This is a genomic window from Mucilaginibacter pocheonensis, from assembly GCF_031456535.1.
GTDB classification, from domain to species: Bacteria; Bacteroidota; Bacteroidia; order Sphingobacteriales; family Sphingobacteriaceae; genus Mucilaginibacter; species Mucilaginibacter pocheonensis.
This window is the reverse complement of record NZ_JAVDUU010000002.1, coordinates 625418-649516: the sequence shown is the minus strand read 5'-3', so window position 1 is coordinate 649516 and position 24099 is coordinate 625418. Positions and strand designations below refer to the sequence as shown.

Here is a 24099-nt window from a genome sequence, read left to right as displayed (position 1 = left end):
ATTTTTAATGCTTTACCTTTTAATCTTTCCCCTGTTTTAAGTCAGCGAAAATTTAAGTTCAAACTCCGAGCCTCTTTCTTTTTCAGATCTTACGCTAATTGTGCCGTTAAGTCTTTTTACTATCGTATTTACATAACTTAACCCCAAACCAAATCCTTTAACATCATGGAGATTACCGGTTGGAATACGGTAAAACTGTTCAAATATTTTTGTTTGCTGGTCGCGGCTCATGCCGATGCCCTTGTCAGCCACCCTTATAAGCACATGCCCACCTTTTACCACAGTGCTTATGGTTATTTCAGGGGTGTCGGCACTGTATTTTATGGCATTATCAATGAGGTTATATAACACGTTCGAAAAATGCAGTTCGTCAGCTATAATAACCGTGCTTTCATCAGTAAGGCTCAGCGTTGTTTTGGCACCGCATTTATGAAGCTTAAGGGCCATGCTATCCAGCACAACGGCTATCATGTCATTTACATCAAGCGGTTTCTTGTCCAGCTTAAAATCGTCCTTTTCAATACGGGCTATATTCAGTACCCGTTCAATATGGCTGCCTAAACGGGCATTTTCCTCAAAAATGATGTTGGCCAGGCGCGATACGCGGCTTCTATCCTCAGTGATTTCATTATCCTTTAAAGCCTCACTGGCAATCATGATGGTTGATACCGGAGTTTTAAATTCATGGGTCATGTTATTAATGAAATCTATCTTCATTTCAGATACCTTTTTCTGTTTAAGAATGGAGAAGATCGTATAGCCAAAACAGAATATCAATACCACTAATAATCCACCTGTAGTGCCCATGGTGGCGGTCATATTCCTGAGTATCAATGAATTTTTTTGTGGGAAGGTCAGTTTGATCTTACCAGGATCATTGATCACATCCTTACTGAAAATTGGTGTCTGGTAGGTATTCGCTGCAATAAACACTGGCTTGGTACCGTCATTATCAATAGCGCTTGAAAATATAAGTGAATCGCTGTTGGCTGTGGTTACTTCATAGCTAAAAGGCAAAGAGATACCCTTATTATGCAACTCGAACCGCAGTAATGAATCTATCCAGAAAGGGTTAACACGTTTCTTTAGCGGTTCCCCTGTTTTGCGGTATTCCTCGGCCAGGTTCTCGATCACGGTTGTTTTCCCGCTGCTGAGGTTTTGCAGCGAATCCGTTTCCAACATCTTCTTTATCTGGGCAACCTGCCTTTCTTTTTGTTTCCGTATCTGTTCCCGTTGCCATAAAGGATTGATCTGCGGCACAGATATCAATTGCTTGCCAAACTGCGGATCAATATAAACATACCTCAGGGTATCGTATTTATGCAGTTTTTTGGGGCGACTTATGGTACGGGTGATACGTGTACGTACTATTTGCGGGGTAAAACGGCCATGTACCACACCAAACTCATCAGTATATTCCTCTACCTTTACCTGGAAATCAACGGAGCTTTCCTGTTGCAACAAACCGGCCAGTTCATCATCCATTTTTTTGTGCATGATCATCCGCTCCAGGCTATCACGTAAAATCGCTATTTTCTTTTCGCGTAAAGTTTGTTTTTTCCCTTTTGAGGCATATTGCTTATTAGCGCTGCTTTTTATTACCCTTATTTCGGCATTACCGTCACCCGTGTTAGCAACGTTACGCTGAGCTTTATTACTCAAAAAATTTACCGCGTCTTGTTTGCTGACTTTTGAAACCACATTGTTAAGCGCTTCATTAACAGAGCGGTCAAACAGTTCAGATTGCATCTGGTACGATTGCCTTAAAAAGTACAATTGCATGGCCATTACACCCAAAAGTGCAAAACCCATTAATCCTATAATTAAACCAATACTTCTTTTCTTCATTTATTAACAAGCAAAATTATTTTAAATAACTTTACAATAACTGCTTTTAACAAAATTTAACAATTGCCAACAGTCAATAACGGTTTGAAATATAACCTTTTGCTATTTACTAATCCTGGTCAGGTGTTCAGTTTACACAATATACAAAAATAGGAAGTATTGGTGGGTATAAAGCCAGATAGAGGGTGTGTATTATACCAAAAAGCGACCCATTTTTGTTAAAAATGGGTCGCTTTTTGTAAAGCCTTATTGTGCAGGCAAATTAAAACGGCAGATCGTCATCCTCGCTTGATGAGCTGATATCTGACGATGGCGCTGCATATTCCGGGGAGGTAGCGTTACCGGCACCTGCGGCCAGCGCGTTCACTCTCCATAATTGCAACGAATTAAAATAGCTTTTTTTACCTGTTTTATCGGTCCATGGGCGGCCTTTTAGGTTAAAGAAAACTTCAACGTCATCGCCTACTTTAACATTGTCCAGTAAACTGCACCGGTCCTGTATAGCTTCAAACTTTAAATATTCAGGATACTGAGGGTTCTCAATATATTCAAGTATCAGTTCACGCTTTTTAAGTGACTCCGTTACCTGTACTGTTGGCGACACTTCATATACCTTACCTTTAACTTCCATAATAATCTTCTCAAAAAAATTTAAAATGTAAAGTTAATAGATAAGAAATTAAAATAGGGTGTTTTTAATTTATAAATTCGCAAAATAATATGCAAGTTTTCCACACCGAGAGTAAAATCATAATTACCTGTAACAAAAGGCTGTCATCATACCTGCAACAGGAAGTTGAGGCATTGGGCTTTACACCAACCCGCGTTTTTCAAACCGGGGTTGAGCTTAAGGGTACCGTTACCGATAGCATTGCGCTTAATCTTAACCTGCGCTGCGCAAGCCAGGTGTTATACCTGTTAAAAAGCTTTAAAGCTGCTGATCCAAATGAGCTTTACAATGAACTGGTTACCATTGAATGGGAAAAACTGATAGATTTTTCCGGGTACTTTTCTGTGTCATCCAATGTAAATAACGAGCATATCCTTACACCTTTATTTGCCAACGTAAAAGTAAAGGATGCCATTGCCGATAGGATTAAGTCAATAAAAGGCATCAGGCCTAACTCTGGCGCCGATGCAAATAAAACCCTGGTGCACCTATATTGGCAGGATAGCGACGCCGACATTTTTATCGATACCTCGGGCGAAACACTGGCCAAACACAGCTATCGCAAAATACCGGGTAAAGCCCCTATGCTGGAAGCCCTGGCCACATCAACCATTATGGCTACCCGCTGGGACAGGGAAAGTACCTTTATTAATCCTATGTGTGGCTCAGGTACACTGGCCATTGAAGCCGCACTACTGGCCACGGATAAATGCCCGGGCTTATTCAGGATGAATTATGGTTTCATGCACATCTTAGGCTATGATGAAACGGTATTTTTTACAGAACGGCGCAAATTAAAGGACAAGGCCAAAAAAGAGACCGGCTTTAAGATCATTGCTACTGATATATCTGCTGACGCGGTTGACATCGCCAAAAAAAATGCAAAAACCGCCGGTGTAGAACATTTGATCGATTTTAGCGTTTGTGACTTTGAAGATACTGAAGTGCCCGAAGATGCAGGTGTGGTAATGTTTAACCCCGAGTATGGCGAACGACTGGGCGTACACTCCAAACTTGAAGCTACCTACAAACGTATGGGCGATTTCATGAAGAAAAAATGCCTGGGTTACCGTGGTTATATTTTTACCGGCAATCCCGACCTGGCAAAAAAGATCGGTTTGCGCCCGTCACGAAAAATTGAATTTTACAATGGCAAACTGGATTGCCGCCTTTTGGAATACGAATTGTATGAAGGCAGCAAAAGAGAGCCAAAAGAAGTATAAATGAAGAAGATCATATTTTTTACCATAGCTGTTTTATCATCTGTTTACTGTAAAGCACAAACTGAACTGGCATTCCCCTTTCAGGGCGGAGGCTCTGTAATGACCCGCTTTTTTAGAGACAGCCTGAAAGTTTCGCCGGAGATCATTAAGAAGAAAGCCTCGGGTACTGCTGTATTTAAATTCACAGCTGATGAAAAAGGAACCATTAAAAAGATCATCGTTTATTACGCCGATGATTATATTTTAACTCTGCCTATTATAGAGGCCCTCAAAAAATCGAACCATAAATGGGTTATCCCTGATCATGAAAAATTTCATGATTTCATTATTCCTTTTTCAATCAGCTTTAACCCGCCAACCATGGCCAGTAACGCTACAATAAAAGAAGCTTACAAATTTTATAGTCAGCGTAAACCCATTATATCATATAATCAGGTACCTTTAGAGTATGCTACGCTATTGCCAACGGTTGTTGTTAGTTATGATATAGCGGAGTAAGACTAAGATAACAATTTAGAGGAACGGATGACTTGTGGGGTATGCTATAAATAGGCAGCTTTCCACTGCATTTTATATATAGATATTTATTTAATTCGTCGTTTTATTCGCTAAATAAAAAAATTTTGTAATTAAAAGTAAAAATCAGCAATCCTTTTCATAGTTATAATCGTTTATTATATAACCAGATAAAATAAATGATGAAAGACTTATTGAACTTCAAAATAAAAGCAATTGCTGCCAATATCAGAAACGAGAGAGAAACCCTTAATTATACTCAGGAATACCTCGCTGCAAAATTGGGTATATCTCAAAACGCGTATAGTAAAATTGAACTGGGCTATACCAAAATAACCGTTGAACGGCTTTTTCAGATCGCAGCTATATTAAATGCTGATGTTCATGAGCTCATAAATACCGAAAAAGAAGTTGCTGCTTAACAAGCGCGAAGCAAAAAGCCTGAAATTTTTAAATATGTGTTCGAAGAAAGATCATTTTCTTTGTTTTGAACCACCTTTAAGCTTTTCATTTAAATTTGCAGCAGATGGAATACAATAACATTATTGATGCAACCGTAAAATTTGTTCGCGATACGCTTAAAGACGCCGAAGGCGGCCATGACTGGTGGCATATTCAACGGGTTTGGACAAACGCTAAACTAATAGCCCAAACCGAAAATGCACACCTGCTTACTGTGGAGCTCGCAGCACTATTGCATGACATTGCCGACAGTAAGTTTCATAACGGCGATGAAGAGATAGGTCCGTTTACTGCCGGGCAGTTTTTACGCAGCATAAATGTTGATGTTGCTGTTATTGAGCATGTGCAACAAATTATCAGGCATATATCATTTAAGGCAAGTTTCAATAAAGCTACTTTTCATTCAACCGAATTGGCCATTGTGCAGGATGCCGACCGCCTTGACGCCATTGGCGCTATAGGTATTGCCCGGGCATTTACCTACGGAGGATTTAAAGGTCGCGAACTTTTCAACCCTGAAATTAAACCAAACCTGAACATGACCAGGGAGGAGTATAAAAATACAACCGCCCCTACCATTAATCATTTTTATGAAAAGCTTTTATTGCTAAAAGACAAAATGAATACGGAAACAGGCAAGAAACTGGCCCTGCAAAGACATGAGTTTATGGAGGCATATTTGCAGCAGTTTTATATGGAATGCGGGTTGTAAACTAAATAAAGATTGCCTTTCTTTGCGCAAAAATTAAGGCTTATGAAAAAAACCTTACTGCTTTCTTTGATCCTGTTTAAAATAATTACCCTGTCAAACGCGCAGGATACGTTAAAACAGCAACGTTTTAACTTTCATTTCCAGCAAACCGTAATTACTCAGTATAAGCCCTCCTTTGGTGCAGACTATACAGGTGCTAATAGTTTGCTCACCAAGTCAGAAACACAGAGTTCATTAACAACCACTCTTTTTGGCGGGGCAAGGTTATGGAAAGGAGCCGAAGCCTATTTTAATCCGGAATTGTCAGGTGGTTCGGGTCTGAGCAAAACACTCGGGGCAGCAGGTTTCCCCAATGGCGAGACCTTTAGAGTGGGTGGGGCCGAACCCAAAATTTACATCGCCAGGTTATACTTTACACAAAATTTTGAGTGGGGCAGGGAAAAAGATACGATTGCCGATGACCTGAACCAACTGGGCGGACTCAAAAGCAAACGTTATTTCTCAGTAACCGTTGGTAAATTTGGCATGGCCGATTTTTATGATGGTAATGAATTTAGCCATGACCCGCGTACACAGTTCATGAACTGGGCGTTAATGGATAATGGAGCCTGGGATTACCCGGCCAATACCCGGGGCTATGTAATGGGCATACATACCGAATTAGGCCAACCCAACTGGACCCTGCGTTTTGCCTTTACCATGTCAACTACCGAGGCCAACGGCGCCATATGGGATGCAAAAATTGGCAAAGCCAATACCCAGACTTTGGAATATGAAAGGCGCTACACACTTAACGGAAACAAAGGAACAGTAAGAGTGTTGGGTTTCCGCAATAATGGCAAAATGGGCAATTATCGCCAGGCCCTTGCTATGAATCCAAACAATCCAGTAGTTGATACCAACCTGGTATATGGCAAACATAAATATGGTTTCGGTATCAGTGCAGATCAGTACCTGAGCAAGGATTTTGGCGTATTTGCTAAGCTAAGCTATAACAATGGCAAAACAGAAACCTGGTATTTTACCGAGATAGACCGCTCATTGAGCTTTGGCGGTGTGCTTAAGGGAAGCTCCTGGAAACGTGGCGACGATGAACTGGGCCTGGCCTTTGTAGCTAACGGTTTGTCAAAAGCCCACAGTGATTATCTTGCGGCAGGTGGTTATGGTTTTATAATTGGGGATGGCAGGTTAAACTACGGTCACGAACTTATAGCCGAGCTATATTATAAAGTTAACGCCTTTGAGAAAAAATTCTGGCTTAGTCCCGATTACCAGTTTATCATGAACCCGGCTTACAATAAAGATCGCGGCCCGGTAAATGTTTTTTCGCTGAGGGCACATGTGGAGTTTTAAGCGGGTCATTCACTTTAAATAACCGCCTCACCCGGCCGGGCCTGTAGGCCGGGGTGCAGCGGAAAACCTCATCGTGTTCACGTTCACGCGCCGTGAACACCGTGAACGCTAATGAACACTTGATAATCAAGCATTTATATTTACAGCCTTAATAGAAAACGTTTAAAACCCTCCAAACCCGCTTGCCGTCGCAAGGCGAAGAGTGACATAAGCAGCGTTATCCAAACACGGCCAGCACACCGAAATAGACCAACATGCAGGCCGAGCTTAAAAAATTCATGCGCATGGCATTTTTATAATTGGCATTTGCCGTTGATTGGCCCACTTTATAAAACCAGTAGTTGAAAAACAAAAATATAGGCAGCGCGCAAAGCAAAAAAAAGTAAAAATTAAGCATCATTCCCATGGAATGCCAGTAATAATAAGACAAAGCTATCCCCAGCGCAAACAATATCCCCGAAAAAATAAAAGAGCCTTTATAGCCCAGCAACAAACTCAGCGTTATATCGCCGCGGCGGCTGTCTTCAGCATGCTGATAAACCTGGGTAAGCGGATACGATGCGCCGATAAGGCACGAACAAATAGCCCCCGCCACAACAAAGCCGGTATCCCAATGATCAAACAGGCTTGATCCGCTCAAAGCGGTGTACGTTGTAAAATAAATAAACGCCCCCTGAAAAAAGAAAACCACCAGGAAACTAATAACCGGGTATTTTTTTAACCGCGTAGCCGGATGGCTATATAGTTTCGACATAATGCCGTACAACAATACCTCAAAGGCAAACTCCCAACTAATAAAAAACCCCAGCAAAAATGCCACTGCCTCAAGCAATATCGAAAAATAATAAAGACTGATATCAACCTCTGGAGGTTTGGCCAACAAAGCAATGCTGTCTTCATCGCGGTCAAAATAGCTGTTATACCCGTTACTTGCCGGGTAAGCCAGCAAATGCCAGATAAAAAATATGAGCAGCGCATGCGCCGGACGGATACCCGTTGCCTGGCTAAAGGCAAACAGATATACAGGCAGCAAAAAAACAGAAAAAACAAACCGGAGATGGGCCCATGCCGATGAAGTGGGTATTAGCTGTTTAAATTTCATCCGGGCGCAATTGTTTAAGTAAAGTTACAGTAAACATTTATTAAAGTTTAAACCAACCTATATCTTTATAAACGTAACGATTTTGAACATGGTTGCTTCATTGATACAGAATATAAAGTTGATGCGGTGTAAAATGTTATGTTTGAAAAGAACGTTGTAACTTCGAGATGAAAAAAATATATATCGCTTTAATTTTAGTAACTTTAGTAAGCAGCAGTTTTGCGCAGGTAAAATCTACGGTCACCAAATCGGCTGTAACATTTAAAATCAAGAACCTGGGTATTAATACCACTGGTAATTTTAGCGGGTTACAGGCTAATATACAATTTAAACCCACAGATTTGGCAAACAGCAGCATTGAGGGCTCTGTTGATGCAGGCTCTGTTAATACAGAAAACAGCATGCGCGATTCGCACCTTAAAGGCGCCGATTACTTTGATGTGGCCACCTATCCAAAAATCACGCTGAAATCTGTATCGTTTAAACAAAAAAGCTCAGGCAACTATATCGGCAGTTTCAACGTAACTATAAAAGATAAAACAAAGTTGATTGATGTGCCTTTTACATATGCCGAGTCGGGAAGTACCGCCGTATTTAACGGAAGTTTTACTATAAACAGGGCTGATTTTGGCATTGGCAGCAAAAACATGGTGCTGTCTGATGAGGCCACAGTTACAGTAAGTGCTCAGATCAGCAAATAAGCAGGGCTTATATAATTTTAAATGGATAGTTGCATCAGTGCCATTGGGATAGCAAATCCCGACAACCGATTAGCGCAAAATGATATTTACCATTTTATGGTGAACGCATTTGGACTGGATGCAATTAACGCCGCAAGGCTTAAAGGCATTTATGACCATTCGGGTATTGATTACCGCTATTCGGTGATCCCTGATTTTGGCACTACCGATGCTTCGCAATACGTTTTTTTTGAACAAACTGCTGATCTTGAACCTTTTCCCGGCACACAAAAACGGTTAAAGTTTTACGAGCGCGAGGCTATTTCTATTGCCATTAAAGCAGTACAAAATTGCCTGGATGGTTTTGATGCCGACATTTTACAGCAAGTAACCCACCTGATAACCGTTAGCTGTACCGGCATGTATGCGCCGGGCATTGATATTGAACTGGTTGAAAAACTGCAATTGAACCGTGATACCGAGCGCACCTGTATTAACTTTATGGGTTGCTATGGGGCCATCAACGCGTTAAAAGTGTCCGATTATATTTGCCGGGCCAACCCTCACGCCAAAGTATTGATAGTAAGTGTTGAGCTTTGCACCCTGCATTTTCAAAAAGGCAATACGCTTGACAACTGGGTGGCCAATTCTTTGTTTAGCGATGGTGCAGCAGCTGTACTGGTTGAAAATATGGCCAATCGTTTGGGCAAGGGCACCTGCCTTTCTTTAAAGAACTTTTATACCGAGTTTGTAACCGAGGCCCGCGATGATATGGGCTGGTACGTGGGCAATACCGGTTTCGAAATGAAACTTACTTCGAGGGTATCCAAACAGATCAAAAAAAACATCAGGGCCCTAACAGATCGTTTTTTGCAGAAAGCCAAAACCGATGCCGGGCATATAACTGCCTATGCGGTACACCCGGGCGGCCGCACCATACTCGAGGCGGTAGAAGAGGCTCTTGAACTGCCTGAAGAAAGCAATGCCTTTGCTTATCAAACCCTGCAGGAGTATGGCAATATGTCGTCGGCTACTATATTATTTGTTTTGCAGAAAATGCTGGCGGCACAAAACCTCAAGGGCCAAAAAATCATGAGCTTCGCTTTTGGGCCGGGGTTAACGGTTGAAGGTATGATACTGGAAATGCACTAACCCATGAACGATGTAATTGTAGTTGGCGGCGGCCTGGCTGGTTTATTCAATGCTATTTTGCTTAACCGTGCCGGTCTCCGGGTTACAGTTATCGAAAAAAAAACCTATCCCATGCACAGGGTATGTGGCGAATATATATCAAACGAGGTAATTCCTTTTCTTCACAAATTTGATATCGACCTGGAAGAATTAAATGTTGCGCGCATTAACCGATTGGAGGTTACCGCGGTATCGGGCGCCAAACTTTCACAAAAACTTGATCTTGGCGGTTTTGGTTTAAGCCGTTTTACGTTTGATAATTTGTTGTATAATAAGGCACTTCTTGAGGGCGTAAACATAATGACCGCCACCAGGGCAGAGGATATCCGCTTTGTTGATGATCATTTTGAGGTAAATATCCCCGGTGATATATTAATTGCACCGCTGGTTATCGGGTCATTTGGCAAACGCTCCAATCTTGATCAAAAACTAAAGCGGCCGTTCTTTTATAAACGCAGCCCCTACCTGGCCGTAAAGTTTCATGTCCGCATGGATTTTCCCGATGACCTTATTCAGCTTAATAATTATAAGGATGGCTATTGCGGCGTAAGTAAAACCGATGGCGACCGTTATTGCATGTGTTATATGGCCCACCGGGACGACCTGCGCAAATACGGCACCTTAGAAGCATTGGAAAAAAACGTGATCCGCAAAAACCCATACCTGGATGACATTTTTACTAACGCCGATTTTTTGCTGGATAAGCCAGAGGTGATCAATGAAATATCTTTCGAAAAAAAATCGCCGGTTGAGGATCATATCCTGATGAGCGGCGACACTGCCGGAATGATAGCGCCGCTTTGCGGTAATGGCATGACCATGGCTATCCATTCGGCCAAAATACTATCAGAAAAGATCATCAGGCATTATCATCCCGGTAAATTCACTAATAGTGCCCGTTTAAACCTTGAAGCCGATTACACCCAAAGTTGGAATAGCCGGTTTGCACAAAGACTGTGGGTAGGGCGTCAGTTACAGCGTTTATTCGGTAATAACAATACTACCGCTCTTACCTTAAATATTTTAAAAGGGCTCCCCGCAGTATCGCGTTTTTTGATCAGTCAAACCCATGGCAAACCTTTTTCCTGACCCCGACGTAATTATGGTATGCCTGATTTAAGAACACGTGTATTTGACGCCGAAATAATGGACGACCCGGATTTGCCGCATAGCGAAATAGCGCCGGTTTTAGCGGGCCTGGCTAAGGTAAACTCCTGGTTTGGCGGGCACAAAAGTCTGATAAACGTATTGAAGAATTTCCCCATACAAACCGGTTACTCCATAAGCGACTGGGGGTGCGGCGGGGGCGATACTTTAATTGCTATTGCCAAATGGGCTGCTAAAAATAAGCTTGATTTAAAATTGACCGGCATTGATATGGCACCTGCCGCTATCAGCTTTGCCCGCAAAGCATCTGCCGGATTTACTAATATTGATTATGTGCAGGCCAATGTTATTACAGATAAAGGCGATATAAAAACACATGACATTATTATCAGCAGCCTTTTCACTCATCATTTTGATGACGAGCAATGGGTACAGCTTATTAAAAACATGCACGCTTCGGCACGTAAAGGCATCATTATCACCGATCTGCACCGGCACTGGGTACTGTACTATGCCATAAAACTTATTACCGGAATTTTTACCAGCAATAAAATGGCACGCCATGACGGGCCGCTTTCTGTAAAACGGGCCTTTAAAAAACAGGATTTAGTGGCCTTATTAAAAAAAGCTGCAATTGATAACTATAATTTAACATGGCGCTGGCCATTTCGCTGGCAGTTAGTCATCCGCAAATTGTAACTTTACGATATGAATTTGCGTGTACTGGTTTTAATAACCGCCCTGGGCGTGGCTATAACGCTATCAGCCGTTAACTTTTATTTTCAGCACAAGTGGTACGATGTTATGGTTACCTTTCTGGCTACCCTCATCACCAGCTATGTGGTTTTTTATTACCTTATTGAAAAATACATTTATTCGCGCATAAAGCTTATCTACAAGCTTATCCACAATTTAAAACTGGGCCGCGACCTAAGGGATGCACTGGGCGAACATGTAAGCGCCAATCCCATTAACGATGTGGAAGCTGAGGTAAAAGAATGGGCAAAGCAAAAAAAGATAGAGATTGACGAACTGCGCAAACAGGAAAAATTTCGCCGCGATTTTTTATCAAACATCTCACACGAGTTTAAAACCCCGCTTTTTGCCATACAAGGCTATATTGAGGCACTGCAGGATGATGATTTTGACGACCGTGAAATGGCGCGTCAGTTTTTGGAAAAGGCCTCAAAAAACGTTGACCGCCTGAGCTACCTGATCAAAGACCTGGATGAGATATCAAAGCTTGAATCGGGCGAGATACCTATTAATTACAGCAAATTCAAGATCAATGACCTGATCAAGGAGGTTTTTGAATCATTGGAAATTAAAGGGAAGCAATACCATATTAAATTAATATTTAAACAAAAATATGATGAGGGCATACTGGTATATGCCGACCGTGAAAAAATAAGGCAGGTATTGGTTAACCTTATTGACAATTCATTTAAGTACGGAAAAGAAGAAGGCAGCACATCGGTAAGTCTTTTTGTGCTGCATGACCAGGTGTTGGTTGAGGTAACCGACGATGGCATTGGCATCGAAGAAAAGTTCCTTCCTCGCTTATTTGAGCGGTTTTACCGCACAGACAGCAGTCGCTCAAGGCAAATTGGCGGCTCGGGACTGGGGCTGGCCATTGTAAAGCACATTATTGAGGCTCACCAGCAAACCATTAACGTGCGCAGCACCGAAGGCCTGGGATCTACATTTGGATTTACACTGCAAATTGCCAAACAAACCTTACATTTACCGAATATACCCGTGTTAAAAAGTTAACATTAACTTAACATAGCAAACGTACCTTTACCCCAATTTAAAGCATTATGTCACTTAACAGTATATTCCAGTATTTTGTACCCAAGGATAAAAAGATATTTTTTCCTTTATTTGAGCAGGCAGCAAGCAACGTAGTTACTATGGCTACGGTATTGGTTGAGGCTGTAAACTCCAATAACCCCGCTACACAGGAGGAACTGTATAAACAGATTGATAAGTTAGAGAATAAAGGCGATGAGCTAACCCACCAGATATACCTGGAACTGGGCAAAAACTTTATTACTCCTTTTGACCGCGAAGACATACATGCGCTGGCCACCGCCATTGATGATGTGGCCGATTATATTCATGGGGCCGCCAACCGCATGAGCCTTTATAAAATAGATGACTTTAATGAGCACATCCGCAAATTGTCTGACCTGATATTACAGGCCAGTATTGACCTGGAAAAAGCGGTAAAGGAATTAAAAGACCTGCGTAATGTGCGCAACATTGCCGATTCATGCATCAGGATAAACAGTGTGGAAAATCAGGCTGATTATGTTTTTGACCGTGCCGTAGCCGACCTGTTCCTGTATGAAAAAGATGCCATCCGCCTTATAAAATACAAAGAGATACTTGCCGCGCTGGAAACCGCCACCGATATGTGCGAAGATGCCGCGAACGTTATGGAATCAATTTTAGTTAAAAACGCTTAAGCATACTTAATCATCACTAAATGGTTACCTCCCTACTTGTTGTTGTTGTTGTACTTGCCCTTCTGTTTGACTATACCAATGGTTTTCATGACGCTGCAAACTCTATTGCCACCATCGTATCAACCAAAGTATTAACACCTTTTCAGGCTGTCTTAATGGCCGCGGTGTTTAACTTTGTTGCCTACTTTTTTATAAAAGACCATAAGGTTGCAAATACCGTTTCAAAAATTGTACTGGAGCATTTTGTAACCATCCACGTAATACTTGCCGGCTTAATAGCCGCCATATCATGGAACCTCATCACCTGGTGGTTTGGTATACCCTCAAGCTCGTCTCATACGCTTATAGGCGGTTTTGCAGGCGCCGGGATGACCAACGCGCTTTATATGCACTTAAATCCTTTAAGCGCCATTGAAACTCAATATGTGGTAACCATTATAGCATATATTGTACTTGCGCCCTTTATTGGTTTGTTAATAGCTTATCTAGTAACCATACTTATACTGCACATTTGCAAAAGGGCCAAGCCCGCCGTTGCCGAACGCTGGTTTAAAAGGCTGCAATTGGTTTCATCGGCAGCGTTGAGTTATGCGCATGGCGGTAACGACGCGCAAAAGGTGATGGGTATATTATACGTAACCCTGGTTACCTCAAACGTAATTAAAAGCGGTGCGCCCATGCCCGAGTGGATACCACTTGCCTGTTACTCGGCTATTGCCGCAGGAACCATGTCGGGCGGATGGAAGATTGTAAAGACCATGGGATCAAAAATCACCAAGGTAACCCCGCTTGAAGGGGTGAGTGCCGAAACAGCAGGTGCCGTTACTCTTTTTATAACCGAACGTTTTGGTATTCCGGTATCAACCACACATACTATCACCGGTTCAATTATTGGCGTGGGCTTAACCAAGCGGGTTTCGGCGGTGCGCTGGGGCGTAACCATTAACCTGGTTTGGGCCTGGATCATAACCATACCTATATCTGCCCTTATTGCCGCGGGTGTATTTGCCTTATTAAAGGTTATCGGATAATTCTTCCGGGGCTGTATTTTTTTACTAATTTAACCGCCATGAGATCAAAAATTTTAGTAATAACGTCTTTACTGTTATTTATAACATTAACCAGTTGCGATACCCTGAATCAGGTTGCACAGGCAACTGTACAACAGCAGGGAACCCCGTCAACATTAGAAATTGGCAACGGTCTTAAACAAGCCCTTGAAATTGGCACTGGCAAAAGCTCAGACCAGCTTTCGGCTTTAAACGGCTTTTTTGGTAACGCGGCTATTAAGATCCTGTTTCCGCCAGAGGCTCAAAAAGCCGAAAAAACCTTACGCGGACTTGGCTTAAACAGCTTATGCGATAATGTAATACTATCCCTTAACCGCGCTGCCGAAGATGCAGCCAAGCAGGCAAAACCTATTTTTGTTGATGCTATTAAGCAAATGACCCTGCAGGATGTTACCAATATTTTGTTGGGCAACCAGGACGCTGCAACCCAGTATTTTAAACGGACCACTACCTCACAACTTACGCTTAAATTTAAACCGGTAATACAGGGGAGCCTTAATAAAGTAAACGCTACAAAATATTATACAGATGCCGCGCAGGCATATAACAAGGTACCCTTTGTAACAAAGCTTAACCCTGATATCAGCGATTATGTTACGCAAAAGGCTATTTCGGGCTTATTTGTTGAAATAGCTAAAGAAGAGCTGAACATTCGCCAAAACCTGGGTGCGCGTACCACACCGTTATTGCAAAAAGTATTTGCTTTTGCCGATAGGAAGAAAAAAGCATGATCAGGATATAATCATTAAACAAAAAAGCGAAGGAAAACCCTTCGCTTTTTTGTTTAATACCTCCGGGGATACTTTTTTAGTTTGTCACAGCTCCGGGTTATTTTTGTTTTTGGAACTTAACCTTTATGGTAACCTGCTCCGGTTTATGGCTATTGTTCCCAACCCATGAAGGGCCATTCTTTATCAGGTCTATCGCCTTTTGATCGGCCTGTGTATTCAGGCTTTTTTTAATTTTAAAATCACTCAGTGTGCCATCAGTCGCAACGGTGAAAATTACGTTAACATTACCGGTAGTGCCGTCAGGCAAAAAGGTGTTGGCCTGTAAATATTTTTTTAGGTCGCTCCAGCCATTTTGCGGATGCGCGCTTTGAACAGCCGTTTCTTCATCCGCTTCTTTCTTAGTTCCATAGCCAACAACAACAACCTCGCTTAGCGCCGCTTTATCCTGATCCAGCTCTACTTTTAAGCTGTCGCCGGCTTTAGCGTTTATCTGCTTCTTTTCATAGCCTATGGAAACTATATCCAGTGTTTCTTTATTATTGCCTGATGCCGGCAAAGCAAAATGCCCATACGTATTGGTAACGGTGCTTTTATTGGTTCCCTTAACGCGTATGGCGGCCCCAATTACAGGTGAGCCGTCGTCTTTTGAAATAATAATGCCCGAAATATTGGTGCCGGGAATTTGGCCTCCAAATTGTGTTTTAGCATCTTTTGAGGTCACCACTGTTAATCCTTCTACCTTGCCCTGTAGTTTTTTGTCAACCGCTGATACAGAATACTTTGCCTTGTTTTTCAGCATCTCAGCATTGTCCGCACTGTCCTGTTTGCTCTGCTGAGTGTAGTTCATCACTACCATTTCGCTTAACTGCTGGGTATTATCCTTTTTTTCTGCCTGGGGTTTAACCTCACGCAGGATCACCTTAGGCGGCTCGTTCGCGGTATAACCCGCGCTGGTTTGCGGAGCGGCTGCCGGAGACCTGGCATTATTGTCGGCGGCAGATATTTCCTGTTGATAAACCGCATTATCAGCCTGCTTTTCAACAGGTTTGTCAGCCTGTTTCAACACCGGCGCGGGTTTTGAATTTTGAGCTATTAGTGGCGCTTTTGCCTGTGATGCCAGCGCTTCGGTCTTTAAAGTGTCTTTGTGTTTTACCACGGTTTTATCCGGCACTACCACATTGGCCACTTTCTGGCTAACAGGTGCTTTTTTTAGCCATAAGCCCCCAATAGTTAGCACTATTATAACCGATGCCGCTATTGACCATACCTTCCACTGAATGATACGCCCGCTTTTTGCATTTGTACGCTGCACCAGGCGCCCGGACAGCTCATTAAGATTATCCTGCTGATCTTTTGCTACAGCACCGTACCCTTCCAGCGCATCCATTAAAAACGGATCATCAAGGGCCTCACGTTCCAGCTTGTGCATAGCTGTAGCATTAAGCTCCCCGTTCAGGTACTTCCTTATCTGCACTATATCTGCTTTTTTATTGCTCACTGCTCTTCTCCAGGCAAATTTTTAAATTCCGTTTGCCATTTTGTATATAACTTTTCACCTCGTTTAAACTAAACCCGGTAATATCCGCTACTTCTTTATAACATTTCTCCTTTAAATAAAAAAGGTCAATGCTTTGTTTTTGCGCCCCGGTCAGTTTATCAATACAGCGCTCCAATGCTATATAAGCTCCTTCGCGGTTATCAGTATCAGGATGCAAAAGCGGGGTAAATTCCATAACATCATCCAAATTAACCAACTCCATCTTTTTACCTGCCCTTAATTGCATCAAGCAATAATTGCGCCCAAGTACATATAACCAGCTCCTGAATACGCTGATATTGTGCTGTTTCACTTTAACAACCAGCTCTTCAAATATCCCCATCACCGCGTCTTTTGCCAGCTCCTCATCTTTGAGGTATTTTAAACAAACGCCATAAACCAAAGGCATATATCCTTCAAACAATTGGCCTAAAACCGCAACATCCCCGTTACTACGGTAAATAGATAGCAGCTCGTCGTCAGTCGGCGGACTTTGTTTATTCGGTTTGATAGAATTGGTCATTAAAAAGCGCAAAATAAATTTTTTAAACCGTTTATGGAAATTAACCGTTGCCTGCATCCTATTTAAAAAAACAAAAGAGTTATGAAGCAGCTATTATTCATATTAATGTTCGCAGGCTTAGCAGCGTTTAAGCCTACCAGCAGCCACCACATTAGCGGTACTGTTTATGATGAAAATAAAACGGTGCTGCCAGGGGCACAGGTGTTGGTGACGGGCACCCGCATTGGCACCCAAACAGATGCCAAAGGGCATTATGAAATTGACGTACCGGATAACAGAAAAACCCTTACATTCAGCTTTATCGGTTTTGAAACGCAAACCATAAAAACAGGCAAAAGCAATACAATAGATGTTTATTTGAAGGCATCAAATAAATCATTAAGCGAAGTTGTTGTGATTGGCTACGGCGTGCAAAAGAAAAAGGATGTAACAGCAAGTGTATCCAATGTCAATCCGGCGCCAATGCAAGACAAATCTTCTCGTTTAATGCTAAGCGAAAAAAATAGCAAAATGATTTACGGGGCCCAGGCATCTAACGGATATATGATGGAGCCCCCACAGGTAGAAAACACGGAAAGTTACAAAGGCATCAATGAAAACGGCTTTAAAACTGTGAGCAACGAGCCGCTATCAACCTTTTCGGTTGATGCGGACGCGGCATCATACAGCAATGTAAGGCGATTTATCAATAACGGGCAACTGCCGCCTGCTGATGCGGTAAGGATTGAGGAAATGATCAATTATTTTCATTACGATATAGCCGGCCCTGCCAATGATGAACCGGTAGCCATACATACCGAACTGTCTGCTGCGCCCTGGAACAGCAAACACCGCCTGCTGCGCATCGGCCTAAAAGCTAAAACCATCGCTACGGATAAGCTGCCGGCATCAAACCTCGTGTTCCTGATAGATGTTTCGGGGTCAATGAACGCGCCTAATAAACTGCCATTGGTACAATCATCTTTAAAAATGCTGGTTAACCAGCTAAGGCCGCAGGATAGGGTAGCCATTGTGGTATATGCCGGGGCAGCCGGGGTTGTATTGCCCGCCACCACAGGCAATAAAAAAACTACTGTTAACAATGCTATTGATAACCTGCAGGCCGGCGGCTCAACAGCGGGCGGCGAGGGAATTAAGCTGGCTTACAAAATTGCGCTGCAGAACTTTATGAAAGGCGGCAATAACCGGGTTATACTGGCTACCGACGGCGATTTTAATGTGGGCGCATCTGGTGATGACGATATGGAAAAATTAATTGAAAAGGAACGTGAAAGCGGTATATCACTATCTGTTTTGGGCTTTGGAATGGGTAACTATAAAGACAGCAAAATGGAAACCCTGGCCGATAAAGGCAACGGCAACTATGCCTACATTGATAATATTACCGAGGCGCGCAAAACGCTGATCAGCGAGTTTGGCGGTACTTTATTTACCATTGCCAAAGATGTAAAGCTACAGGTTGAATTTAACCCGGCCAAAGTACAGGCATACCGGTTGCTTGGATATGAGAACCGCGCCCTTAACAAGGAAGACTTTAACAATGATAAAAAAGATGCGGGGGATATGGGCTCGGGGCATACGGTTACCGCGTTTTATGAAATAGTACCGGCCGGTATCAAAGATGATTATTCGGGCAGTGTTGATCCGCTTAAATATCAAAAAAACAAACCAGTTACATATGCCAGCTCGTCTGATGAAATGCTGACTATTAAATTCAGGTACAAACAACCTGCCTCATCAGTAAGTAAGATGAGCCATACAGAGGTTTATGATAAACCGGTAGCTCTGGCTTCTACTACTACCGATTTCAGGTTTGCGGCCGCAGTGGCGGAGTTTGGTATGGTGTTGCGCGATTCGCAGTTCAAACAACACTCCACTTATGATGATGCCATAAAAATGGCACGCTCGGCCAAAGGCGATGACAGCGAAGGTTACCGTGCCGAGTTTATTAAACTGGCAGAAAGCGCCAGGCTATTAAGTCCGGGCAAAGCATTGGCATCAGAGGAATAAGCTTATACCAATGGGAAGGTCATTGGTTAAGGAAAAATAACATCGAATACGGAATGTCGAACATCCAACACAGAAGGTTTTAATTCAAAATCCCGCATTCCGTATTCGATGTTCGATATTGCTTTTTCATTAACCTAAATATTTATCAGTCCTGCAAGCTTTTCAGATAGGCGGGATAATCTTCCCTCATTAGTGCTTCGCTGGCTTTCCGTTTTGCAATGATAGTGTTCCGCATGTCGGCCCATGCTGTTCCCATCGTATCTATTCTTCTTTTTAGTTCTTTAATACCAATATCCCTGCAATAAATAGAAGAGCCCGGCTGCTGCTTCCATGACTCAGCAATATCGCCTACGTCAAAGGGATCAAAACCTAATTCATCCACCAGTTTAAACACAACTTCCTTTGCCCTTGCATCGTCGCCCGAAACGGCTAAAGCGATACGTTCCTGTGCGCCGCTGGCGCTGCCCATATCATTTAAACTTGTTGCAAGAATGGAGTTAAACACTTTAACAACCGGAAAGCCTAATTGCTCCTGTACCCACAAGCTATCAATACCGCTTTGGTCAAGCGCCGGTATGGCTCCATCACGCAGGGTTGGATAATAATTTCCAGTATCAATCACAACCACATCCCGCGGAAGGTTTTTGAACAGGTTTTGGGGGAGGTACGGCACGGCTTTTTGAGGGATGGAAACAATGATCACTTTTTTATTTTTTGTAACCTCTTCCACTGTTCCAGCCTCAACTCCAATATCAGCGGCAAGCTCTTTTAAAGAGGCCGGCCCGCGGGAGTTGGCCATAGCAACAGCATGTCCCAGCTTAACAAACTTTGATGCCAGGCACCTTCCCATTTCGCCTGAGCCAATAATTCCTATATTCATAGCTCAATATTTTAATATGCTCCGGTTTTTGTCTATTCTACCTTTGGGTTTGGCTGTCCTTTGCCTGTAGTAATAAGGCTTTGCAAACTACCTTTGATATAGCTGCTCCAGGCGCCAAAGCAAACATCATAACATTCATACGCCGGAACCAGGCCCCAATGGGTGAATTTGAGTTCGGTTTTTCCGTCTTTTTCAGCAATATCAAAGCTGATATCAGTATCGATCCACTCCGTTTTGTCTTCGGTGAAACTGAAATAGTTATCCAATACTTTCCAAACTACTTTTTTGCCGGGTATAACTTCTGTTAATTTCATGGTACACTTGTGCAGCTCCCAGCGTTGGTAGGTAAACTCATCATTGAGCTCGGTTGTTCCGCCGTCAATTCTTTCGGACCACCATCCGCGAACATTATTAACGGCATTGAATACTTCGTTGGGGGTTTGGTCTACCAGTATGGTAGTGGTAAAATCTGATGTAGTCATTTTGTTGATGTTTTAATTTGGCAATTTGTTATTTAATATAGTTTCTAACTTTTTTAGTTTAGACGCCCAGAATGCGTCAAAATACGCGAGCCATGCCTGCAGTTCTTCAAAGCCATCCTTTTTCAGCGTACAATATCGTTCCCGGCCAATGTCCTGAATGGAGATGAAGCCAGCGGTGTACAGGATCTTTATGTGTTTGGAAACGGCAGGCCGGCTCATGTCGAAATTATCAGCCAGGCTGTTGATGGTTAAGCTATCTTCTGACAGTAACATCAGCATTTTCCTCCGGCTCGGATCGCCGATCACCTGGAATGCGTCAAGCGTTGGTATGGCCATGTTATGCTGCGTTTAAAAGTTTGTCGATATTTTGGAGCTTTTCCAGCCAACCGTGAAGCAAGCCGTTGTAAAAATTCAGGTTTTCCTTTCTCGCGAAACCGCTGTGCTCCAGTAAAAGGTTGGTGCCTTTATCTTTGGGTTCCAGTTTCCATGTCACTACGGAATCAAGCGTGATGTCGCCTCCACCCGGACCGCTCTTCCAGGAATAGGAAAGCTTTTTAAAGGGGATGATCTCTAATACCCTACAATAAAAGATGCCGTCAAAATCAAGGCTGGGTATTGGACCTGTCCTGAATTGAAAATCGGCCCCTACAGTAGGCTGAAAATCATTTTTCATAAGCCATTGCTCCATCAGCTCGGGCTTTGTCAGATATTCCCAAACCGTTTCAATTGGATGGGAGAAGAAAAATTCATGTTTAATAATCTTTTTCATGATATGTAACTTTAGAGTTACCCAAATGTATATGTAACTTCTGAGTTACGCAAATATTTTCAAAAATAATTTACTGACTGCGATACTGTCAGGTTCAAAATATTCGACTACAAGGCTTCGCGGTAGGCAGGCAAAAGAGATCATCATATTAAATGCCGGTACTCTGTTATTAGGCATTTGATATTTATTCCTGTGCGGACAGGGCTTTTATACCAAATTAATTTATGCGTAATTTGTGTCACATTTATCATTTGTGAAACTCTACATAAAAAATATGGTATGCAACCGCTGTAAAACGGCGGTACAAACAGAACTGGAAAAAGTAGGTCTTGAACCCGCAAACATTGATCTGGGCGAGATCACGCTCAAAGAGAAGCCAACAGCTGTGCAGCAGGAAAAATTAGCCCAGGCGCTGAACAGCCTGGGGTTTGAAATGATCGACAACCAGAAAAGCCGGCTCATTGAACAGATCAAAACACAGATCATTAAACTGGTACATTACACCGATACGTCAACGCCCTTAAAACTGTCGGCCGTATTAACCGACCAACTGAACCACGATTATAGTTACCTGAGCAACCTGTTTTCGGCGGTTGAAGGGACTACCATCGAGAAGTATTACATCGCCCAAAAAATTGAGCGCGCAAAAGAACTGCTGGTTTATAATGAGCTCAATCTTTCAGCAATAGCGCTTCAAATGGGGTACAGCAGCGTAGCTTACCTGTCGGCCCAGTTTAAACAGGTAACCGGAATGACGCCTTCACAATTCAAAAACCTGCAAGGTCATAACCGTAAAAACATCGACGACCTGTAAACTATTCTTTAAGCGACAGCGAAAAATCTTATAACATCCATCAATAATTACGTAAAGCATTAGGCGGCAGCGGCAGGTAAATTTGTGTTATCAATTAATTATTTTAATCATGACACATACCTATCAAATAACCGGCATGACCTGCGGTGGTTGCCAGCATAAAGTTCAAACCCTGCTTTCGCAAATACCCGATGTACAAAACGTAGACATCTCATTAGCCGAAGGAACTGCCGATATTACCATGGCCCGGCATATCCCTACCGGCGTATTACAAGGGGCCCTAAAAGATTACCCAAAATATCAGTTAACCGAAGCTGCGCATACCCATGCCATGAGCCCGGAATTCGAGGATGAGAACCGGTCATGGCTGGCAACATACAAACCTATACTGCTCATATTTGGTTATATTTTAACCATAGCCGTTATAGCTGGCAATACCCAGCATGGTTTTATGAGCATGACAGCCATGCGCATATTTATGAGCGGCTTTTTCCTTGTATTTTCTTTTTTTAAACTACTTAACCTGCAGGGTTTTGCCGATAGCTACTCCATGTATGACATTATAGCCAAACGGTTCAGGCCGTGGGGTTATATCTATGCTTTTATCGAATTGGGGTTAGGCCTTGCCTTCGCGCTGAATTTCGCGCCCCTTGTGATGAATGCCATTACGTTTATAGTAATGACCGTAAGTTTAATTGGTGTACTGCAAAGCGTCTTGAATAAAAGGATGATACAATGTGCCTGCCTCGGGGCCGTATTTAATTTACCCATGAGCACGGTTACTATTGTTGAGGATGCGCTGATGATTATAATGAGCGCGTTAACATTGGTTAGTATCATTTAATTATACTTCATTATAAGGCGAAGGACGGGTATAAACACCTCCCTTTGCCTTTACATCATTGTATAATGTAACCATAGTTTTACCCACTTAAATGTCATTTATTTTACATGTTGAGCTACTGATTCCGATATAAGCATCTTATTGCCTACATTTGCGGTTTGCCCAAAATCATAAATATGTGAAGGGTAATTTATCAAAAACTGGAACTTCATGTATGATATTTGTTGCATAGGGCATATTACGTTAGATAAGGTGGTAACACCCAGGGCGGTTAAACACATGGCAGGTGGCACCTCTTTTTACTTTTCAAGCGCCATCCGTAATATGGATGTGAGCTATACCCTGGTTACCTCGCTTGCCGAAAGCGAAATGCACACTGTAGAAGCACTGCGTGCCAAAGGCACCGAGGTTCACGCCTCAACCTGCGCGCATACGGTATATTTTGAAAATATTTACTCAGACAACCAGGACCACCGTACGCAACGTGTACTACAAAAAGCTGATCCTTTTTCTATTGAACAACTGCTTGATATTAACGCCCGGATATTTCATTTAGGCCCGCTGCTGGCTGATGATATTCCGGTTGACCTGATCAGGGCCCTGAGCGCCCGCGGCAGGGTATCGTTGGACGCGCAAGGGTATTTACGCAAGGTTGAAGACAAAAACGTAGTTGCCGTTGACTGGCCCGCCAAAAAAGAAGCTTTACGCTATATTGATATCTTAAAGGTAAATGAGCATGAACTGGAAGCACTTACCGGCCTTACTGATATTAAAAAAGGTGCCGAAGTACTGGCCGGCTGGGGTGTTAAAGAAGTAGTAGTTACCCTGGGCAGCATGGGCTCCGTGATATATGCCGATGGTATCTTTTACAACGTACCGGCCTATGTGCCAAGCGCTGTAGTTGATGCAACCGGCTGCGGCGATACCTATATGGCGGGTTATTTATACCAACGCATCAAGGGCGCTGCGTTTCAGGAGGCCGGGGAATTTGCCGCTGCAATGGCCAGCTTTAAAATTGAATCGTCGGGACCGTTTACGGGCACTCAAGAGGATGTGATGAATTTGTTGGAGTTGGGACAAAAAACCTATAGTTACTGACCGGGA

The 24099-nt window shown here is 42.8% G+C and carries 26 protein-coding genes; 17 read left to right on the top strand and 9 right to left on the bottom strand.

Annotated elements, in window-relative coordinates; translation table 11 throughout:
• Window positions 1-36: 36 nt before the first annotated feature.
• A complete protein-coding gene (locus tag J2W55_RS09750) occupies window positions 37-1848 on the bottom strand; it encodes a sensor histidine kinase (RefSeq protein WP_310094930.1) in 1812 nt (603 codons plus the stop codon).
• A gap of 262 nt (window positions 1849-2110) precedes the next feature.
• The gene (locus J2W55_RS09745) at window positions 2111-2479 is read right to left on the bottom strand and encodes a DUF3127 domain-containing protein (RefSeq protein ID WP_310094928.1); all 369 of its coding nucleotides are present in this window, start codon (window positions 2477-2479) and stop codon (window positions 2111-2113) included.
• 89 nt (window positions 2480-2568) lie between these two features.
• Between J2W55_RS09745 and J2W55_RS09740 the strand changes: the two genes are divergently transcribed.
• From J2W55_RS09740 to J2W55_RS09720, 5 genes are all read left to right on the top strand, one after another.
• The gene (locus tag J2W55_RS09740) at window positions 2569-3741 is read left to right on the top strand and encodes a THUMP domain-containing class I SAM-dependent RNA methyltransferase (RefSeq protein WP_310094925.1); all 1173 of its coding nucleotides are present in this window, start codon (window positions 2569-2571) and stop codon (window positions 3739-3741) included.
• Window positions 3742-4239, top strand: a complete 498-nt coding sequence (locus J2W55_RS09735) for a hypothetical protein (RefSeq protein WP_310094918.1) — start codon at window positions 3742-3744, stop codon at window positions 4237-4239.
• A gap of 197 nt (window positions 4240-4436) precedes the next feature.
• Entirely contained in the window at window positions 4437-4679 is a 243-nt protein-coding gene (locus tag J2W55_RS09730) for a helix-turn-helix domain-containing protein (protein WP_310094916.1), read from the top strand.
• A gap of 104 nt (window positions 4680-4783) precedes the next feature.
• On the top strand, window positions 4784-5431 hold the full coding sequence (locus J2W55_RS09725) for an HD domain-containing protein (RefSeq protein WP_310094913.1): 648 nt from the start codon (window positions 4784-4786) through the stop codon (window positions 5429-5431).
• Window positions 5432-5473: 42 nt separating this feature from the next.
• Window positions 5474-6784 (top strand): carbohydrate porin, encoded by a 1311-nt coding sequence (locus J2W55_RS09720; protein ID WP_310094910.1) that lies wholly within the window; start codon window positions 5474-5476, stop codon window positions 6782-6784.
• 217 nt (window positions 6785-7001) lie between these two features.
• Here the strand turns inward: J2W55_RS09720 and J2W55_RS09715 are convergent, their stop codons facing one another.
• Window positions 7002-7886 carry a UbiA family prenyltransferase gene (locus J2W55_RS09715; RefSeq protein WP_310094908.1) on the bottom strand — a complete coding sequence of 295 codons (885 nt, stop codon included), beginning with the start codon at window positions 7884-7886 and terminating at the stop codon, window positions 7002-7004.
• 167 nt (window positions 7887-8053) lie between these two features.
• Between J2W55_RS09715 and J2W55_RS09710 the strand changes: the two genes are divergently transcribed.
• The 8 genes from J2W55_RS09710 to J2W55_RS09675 are packed head-to-tail and all read left to right on the top strand — an operon-like array spanning window position 8054 to window position 15136.
• Complete coding sequence (locus tag J2W55_RS09710; RefSeq protein WP_310094906.1) at window positions 8054-8587, top strand: YceI family protein; 534 nt, start codon at window positions 8054-8056, stop codon at window positions 8585-8587.
• Between the two features lie 21 nt (window positions 8588-8608).
• The gene (locus tag J2W55_RS09705) at window positions 8609-9718 is read left to right on the top strand and encodes a type III polyketide synthase (RefSeq protein ID WP_310094903.1); all 1110 of its coding nucleotides are present in this window, start codon (window positions 8609-8611) and stop codon (window positions 9716-9718) included.
• Between the two features lie 3 nt (window positions 9719-9721).
• The gene (locus J2W55_RS09700) at window positions 9722-10846 is read left to right on the top strand and encodes an NAD(P)/FAD-dependent oxidoreductase (protein WP_310094900.1); all 1125 of its coding nucleotides are present in this window, start codon (window positions 9722-9724) and stop codon (window positions 10844-10846) included.
• An 18-nt stretch (window positions 10847-10864) separates the two neighbouring features.
• Complete coding sequence (locus J2W55_RS09695) at window positions 10865-11563, top strand: methyltransferase domain-containing protein (protein ID WP_310094898.1); 699 nt, start codon at window positions 10865-10867, stop codon at window positions 11561-11563.
• A gap of 9 nt (window positions 11564-11572) precedes the next feature.
• Window positions 11573-12637 carry a sensor histidine kinase gene (locus tag J2W55_RS09690; protein ID WP_310094895.1) on the top strand — a complete coding sequence of 355 codons (1065 nt, stop codon included), beginning with the start codon at window positions 11573-11575 and terminating at the stop codon, window positions 12635-12637.
• A gap of 47 nt (window positions 12638-12684) precedes the next feature.
• Window positions 12685-13335: a DUF47 domain-containing protein gene (locus J2W55_RS09685; RefSeq protein WP_076371689.1), complete on the top strand. Its 651-nt coding sequence runs from the start codon at window positions 12685-12687 to the stop codon at window positions 13333-13335.
• 20 nt (window positions 13336-13355) lie between these two features.
• Window positions 13356-14366, top strand: a complete 1011-nt coding sequence (locus tag J2W55_RS09680) for an inorganic phosphate transporter (protein WP_310094886.1) — start codon at window positions 13356-13358, stop codon at window positions 14364-14366.
• Window positions 14367-14404: 38 nt separating this feature from the next.
• The gene (locus tag J2W55_RS09675) at window positions 14405-15136 is read left to right on the top strand and encodes a DUF4197 domain-containing protein (RefSeq protein ID WP_310094883.1); all 732 of its coding nucleotides are present in this window, start codon (window positions 14405-14407) and stop codon (window positions 15134-15136) included.
• 97 nt (window positions 15137-15233) lie between these two features.
• Here J2W55_RS09675 and J2W55_RS09670 read toward each other — a convergent pair whose 3' ends face one another.
• Together J2W55_RS09670 and J2W55_RS09665 are read right to left on the bottom strand one after the other, a co-directional pair.
• Window positions 15234-16610, bottom strand: a complete 1377-nt coding sequence (locus J2W55_RS09670) for a carboxypeptidase-like regulatory domain-containing protein (RefSeq protein WP_310094880.1) — start codon at window positions 16608-16610, stop codon at window positions 15234-15236.
• A gap of 13 nt (window positions 16611-16623) precedes the next feature.
• Complete coding sequence (locus J2W55_RS09665; protein ID WP_310094876.1) at window positions 16624-17196, bottom strand: RNA polymerase sigma factor; 573 nt, start codon at window positions 17194-17196, stop codon at window positions 16624-16626.
• An 81-nt stretch (window positions 17197-17277) separates the two neighbouring features.
• On the opposite strand from J2W55_RS09665, the gene J2W55_RS09660 reads away from it, so the two are divergent.
• Complete coding sequence (locus tag J2W55_RS09660) at window positions 17278-19206, top strand: vWA domain-containing protein (RefSeq protein ID WP_310094874.1); 1929 nt, start codon at window positions 17278-17280, stop codon at window positions 19204-19206.
• A gap of 145 nt (window positions 19207-19351) precedes the next feature.
• On the opposite strand, the gene J2W55_RS09655 is transcribed toward J2W55_RS09660, so the two are convergent.
• Genes J2W55_RS09655 through J2W55_RS09640 form a run of 4 tightly spaced genes read right to left on the bottom strand, consistent with a single transcriptional unit; the run spans window position 19352 to window position 21337 of the window.
• Window positions 19352-20086 (bottom strand): NADPH-dependent F420 reductase, encoded by a 735-nt coding sequence (locus tag J2W55_RS09655; protein ID WP_310094872.1) that lies wholly within the window; start codon window positions 20084-20086, stop codon window positions 19352-19354.
• Between the two features lie 32 nt (window positions 20087-20118).
• Window positions 20119-20568 carry an SRPBCC family protein gene (locus tag J2W55_RS09650; RefSeq protein ID WP_310094871.1) on the bottom strand — a complete coding sequence of 150 codons (450 nt, stop codon included), beginning with the start codon at window positions 20566-20568 and terminating at the stop codon, window positions 20119-20121.
• A gap of 12 nt (window positions 20569-20580) precedes the next feature.
• Entirely contained in the window at window positions 20581-20904 is a 324-nt protein-coding gene (locus J2W55_RS09645) for an ArsR/SmtB family transcription factor (RefSeq protein ID WP_310094869.1), read from the bottom strand.
• Between the two features lies 1 nt (window position 20905).
• The gene (locus J2W55_RS09640; protein ID WP_310094867.1) at window positions 20906-21337 is read right to left on the bottom strand and encodes an SRPBCC family protein; all 432 of its coding nucleotides are present in this window, start codon (window positions 21335-21337) and stop codon (window positions 20906-20908) included.
• A gap of 253 nt (window positions 21338-21590) precedes the next feature.
• Here J2W55_RS09640 and J2W55_RS09635 point away from each other — a divergent pair, with 253 nt between their 5' ends.
• From J2W55_RS09635 to J2W55_RS09625, 3 genes are all read left to right on the top strand, one after another.
• Complete coding sequence (locus J2W55_RS09635; RefSeq protein WP_310094865.1) at window positions 21591-22151, top strand: helix-turn-helix domain-containing protein; 561 nt, start codon at window positions 21591-21593, stop codon at window positions 22149-22151.
• Window positions 22152-22260: 109 nt separating this feature from the next.
• Complete coding sequence (locus J2W55_RS09630) at window positions 22261-22995, top strand: heavy-metal-associated domain-containing protein (RefSeq protein ID WP_310094863.1); 735 nt, start codon at window positions 22261-22263, stop codon at window positions 22993-22995.
• A 210-nt stretch (window positions 22996-23205) separates the two neighbouring features.
• Window positions 23206-24093 carry a PfkB family carbohydrate kinase gene (locus tag J2W55_RS09625; RefSeq protein ID WP_310094861.1) on the top strand — a complete coding sequence of 296 codons (888 nt, stop codon included), beginning with the start codon at window positions 23206-23208 and terminating at the stop codon, window positions 24091-24093.
• Window positions 24094-24099 lie beyond the last annotated feature (6 nt).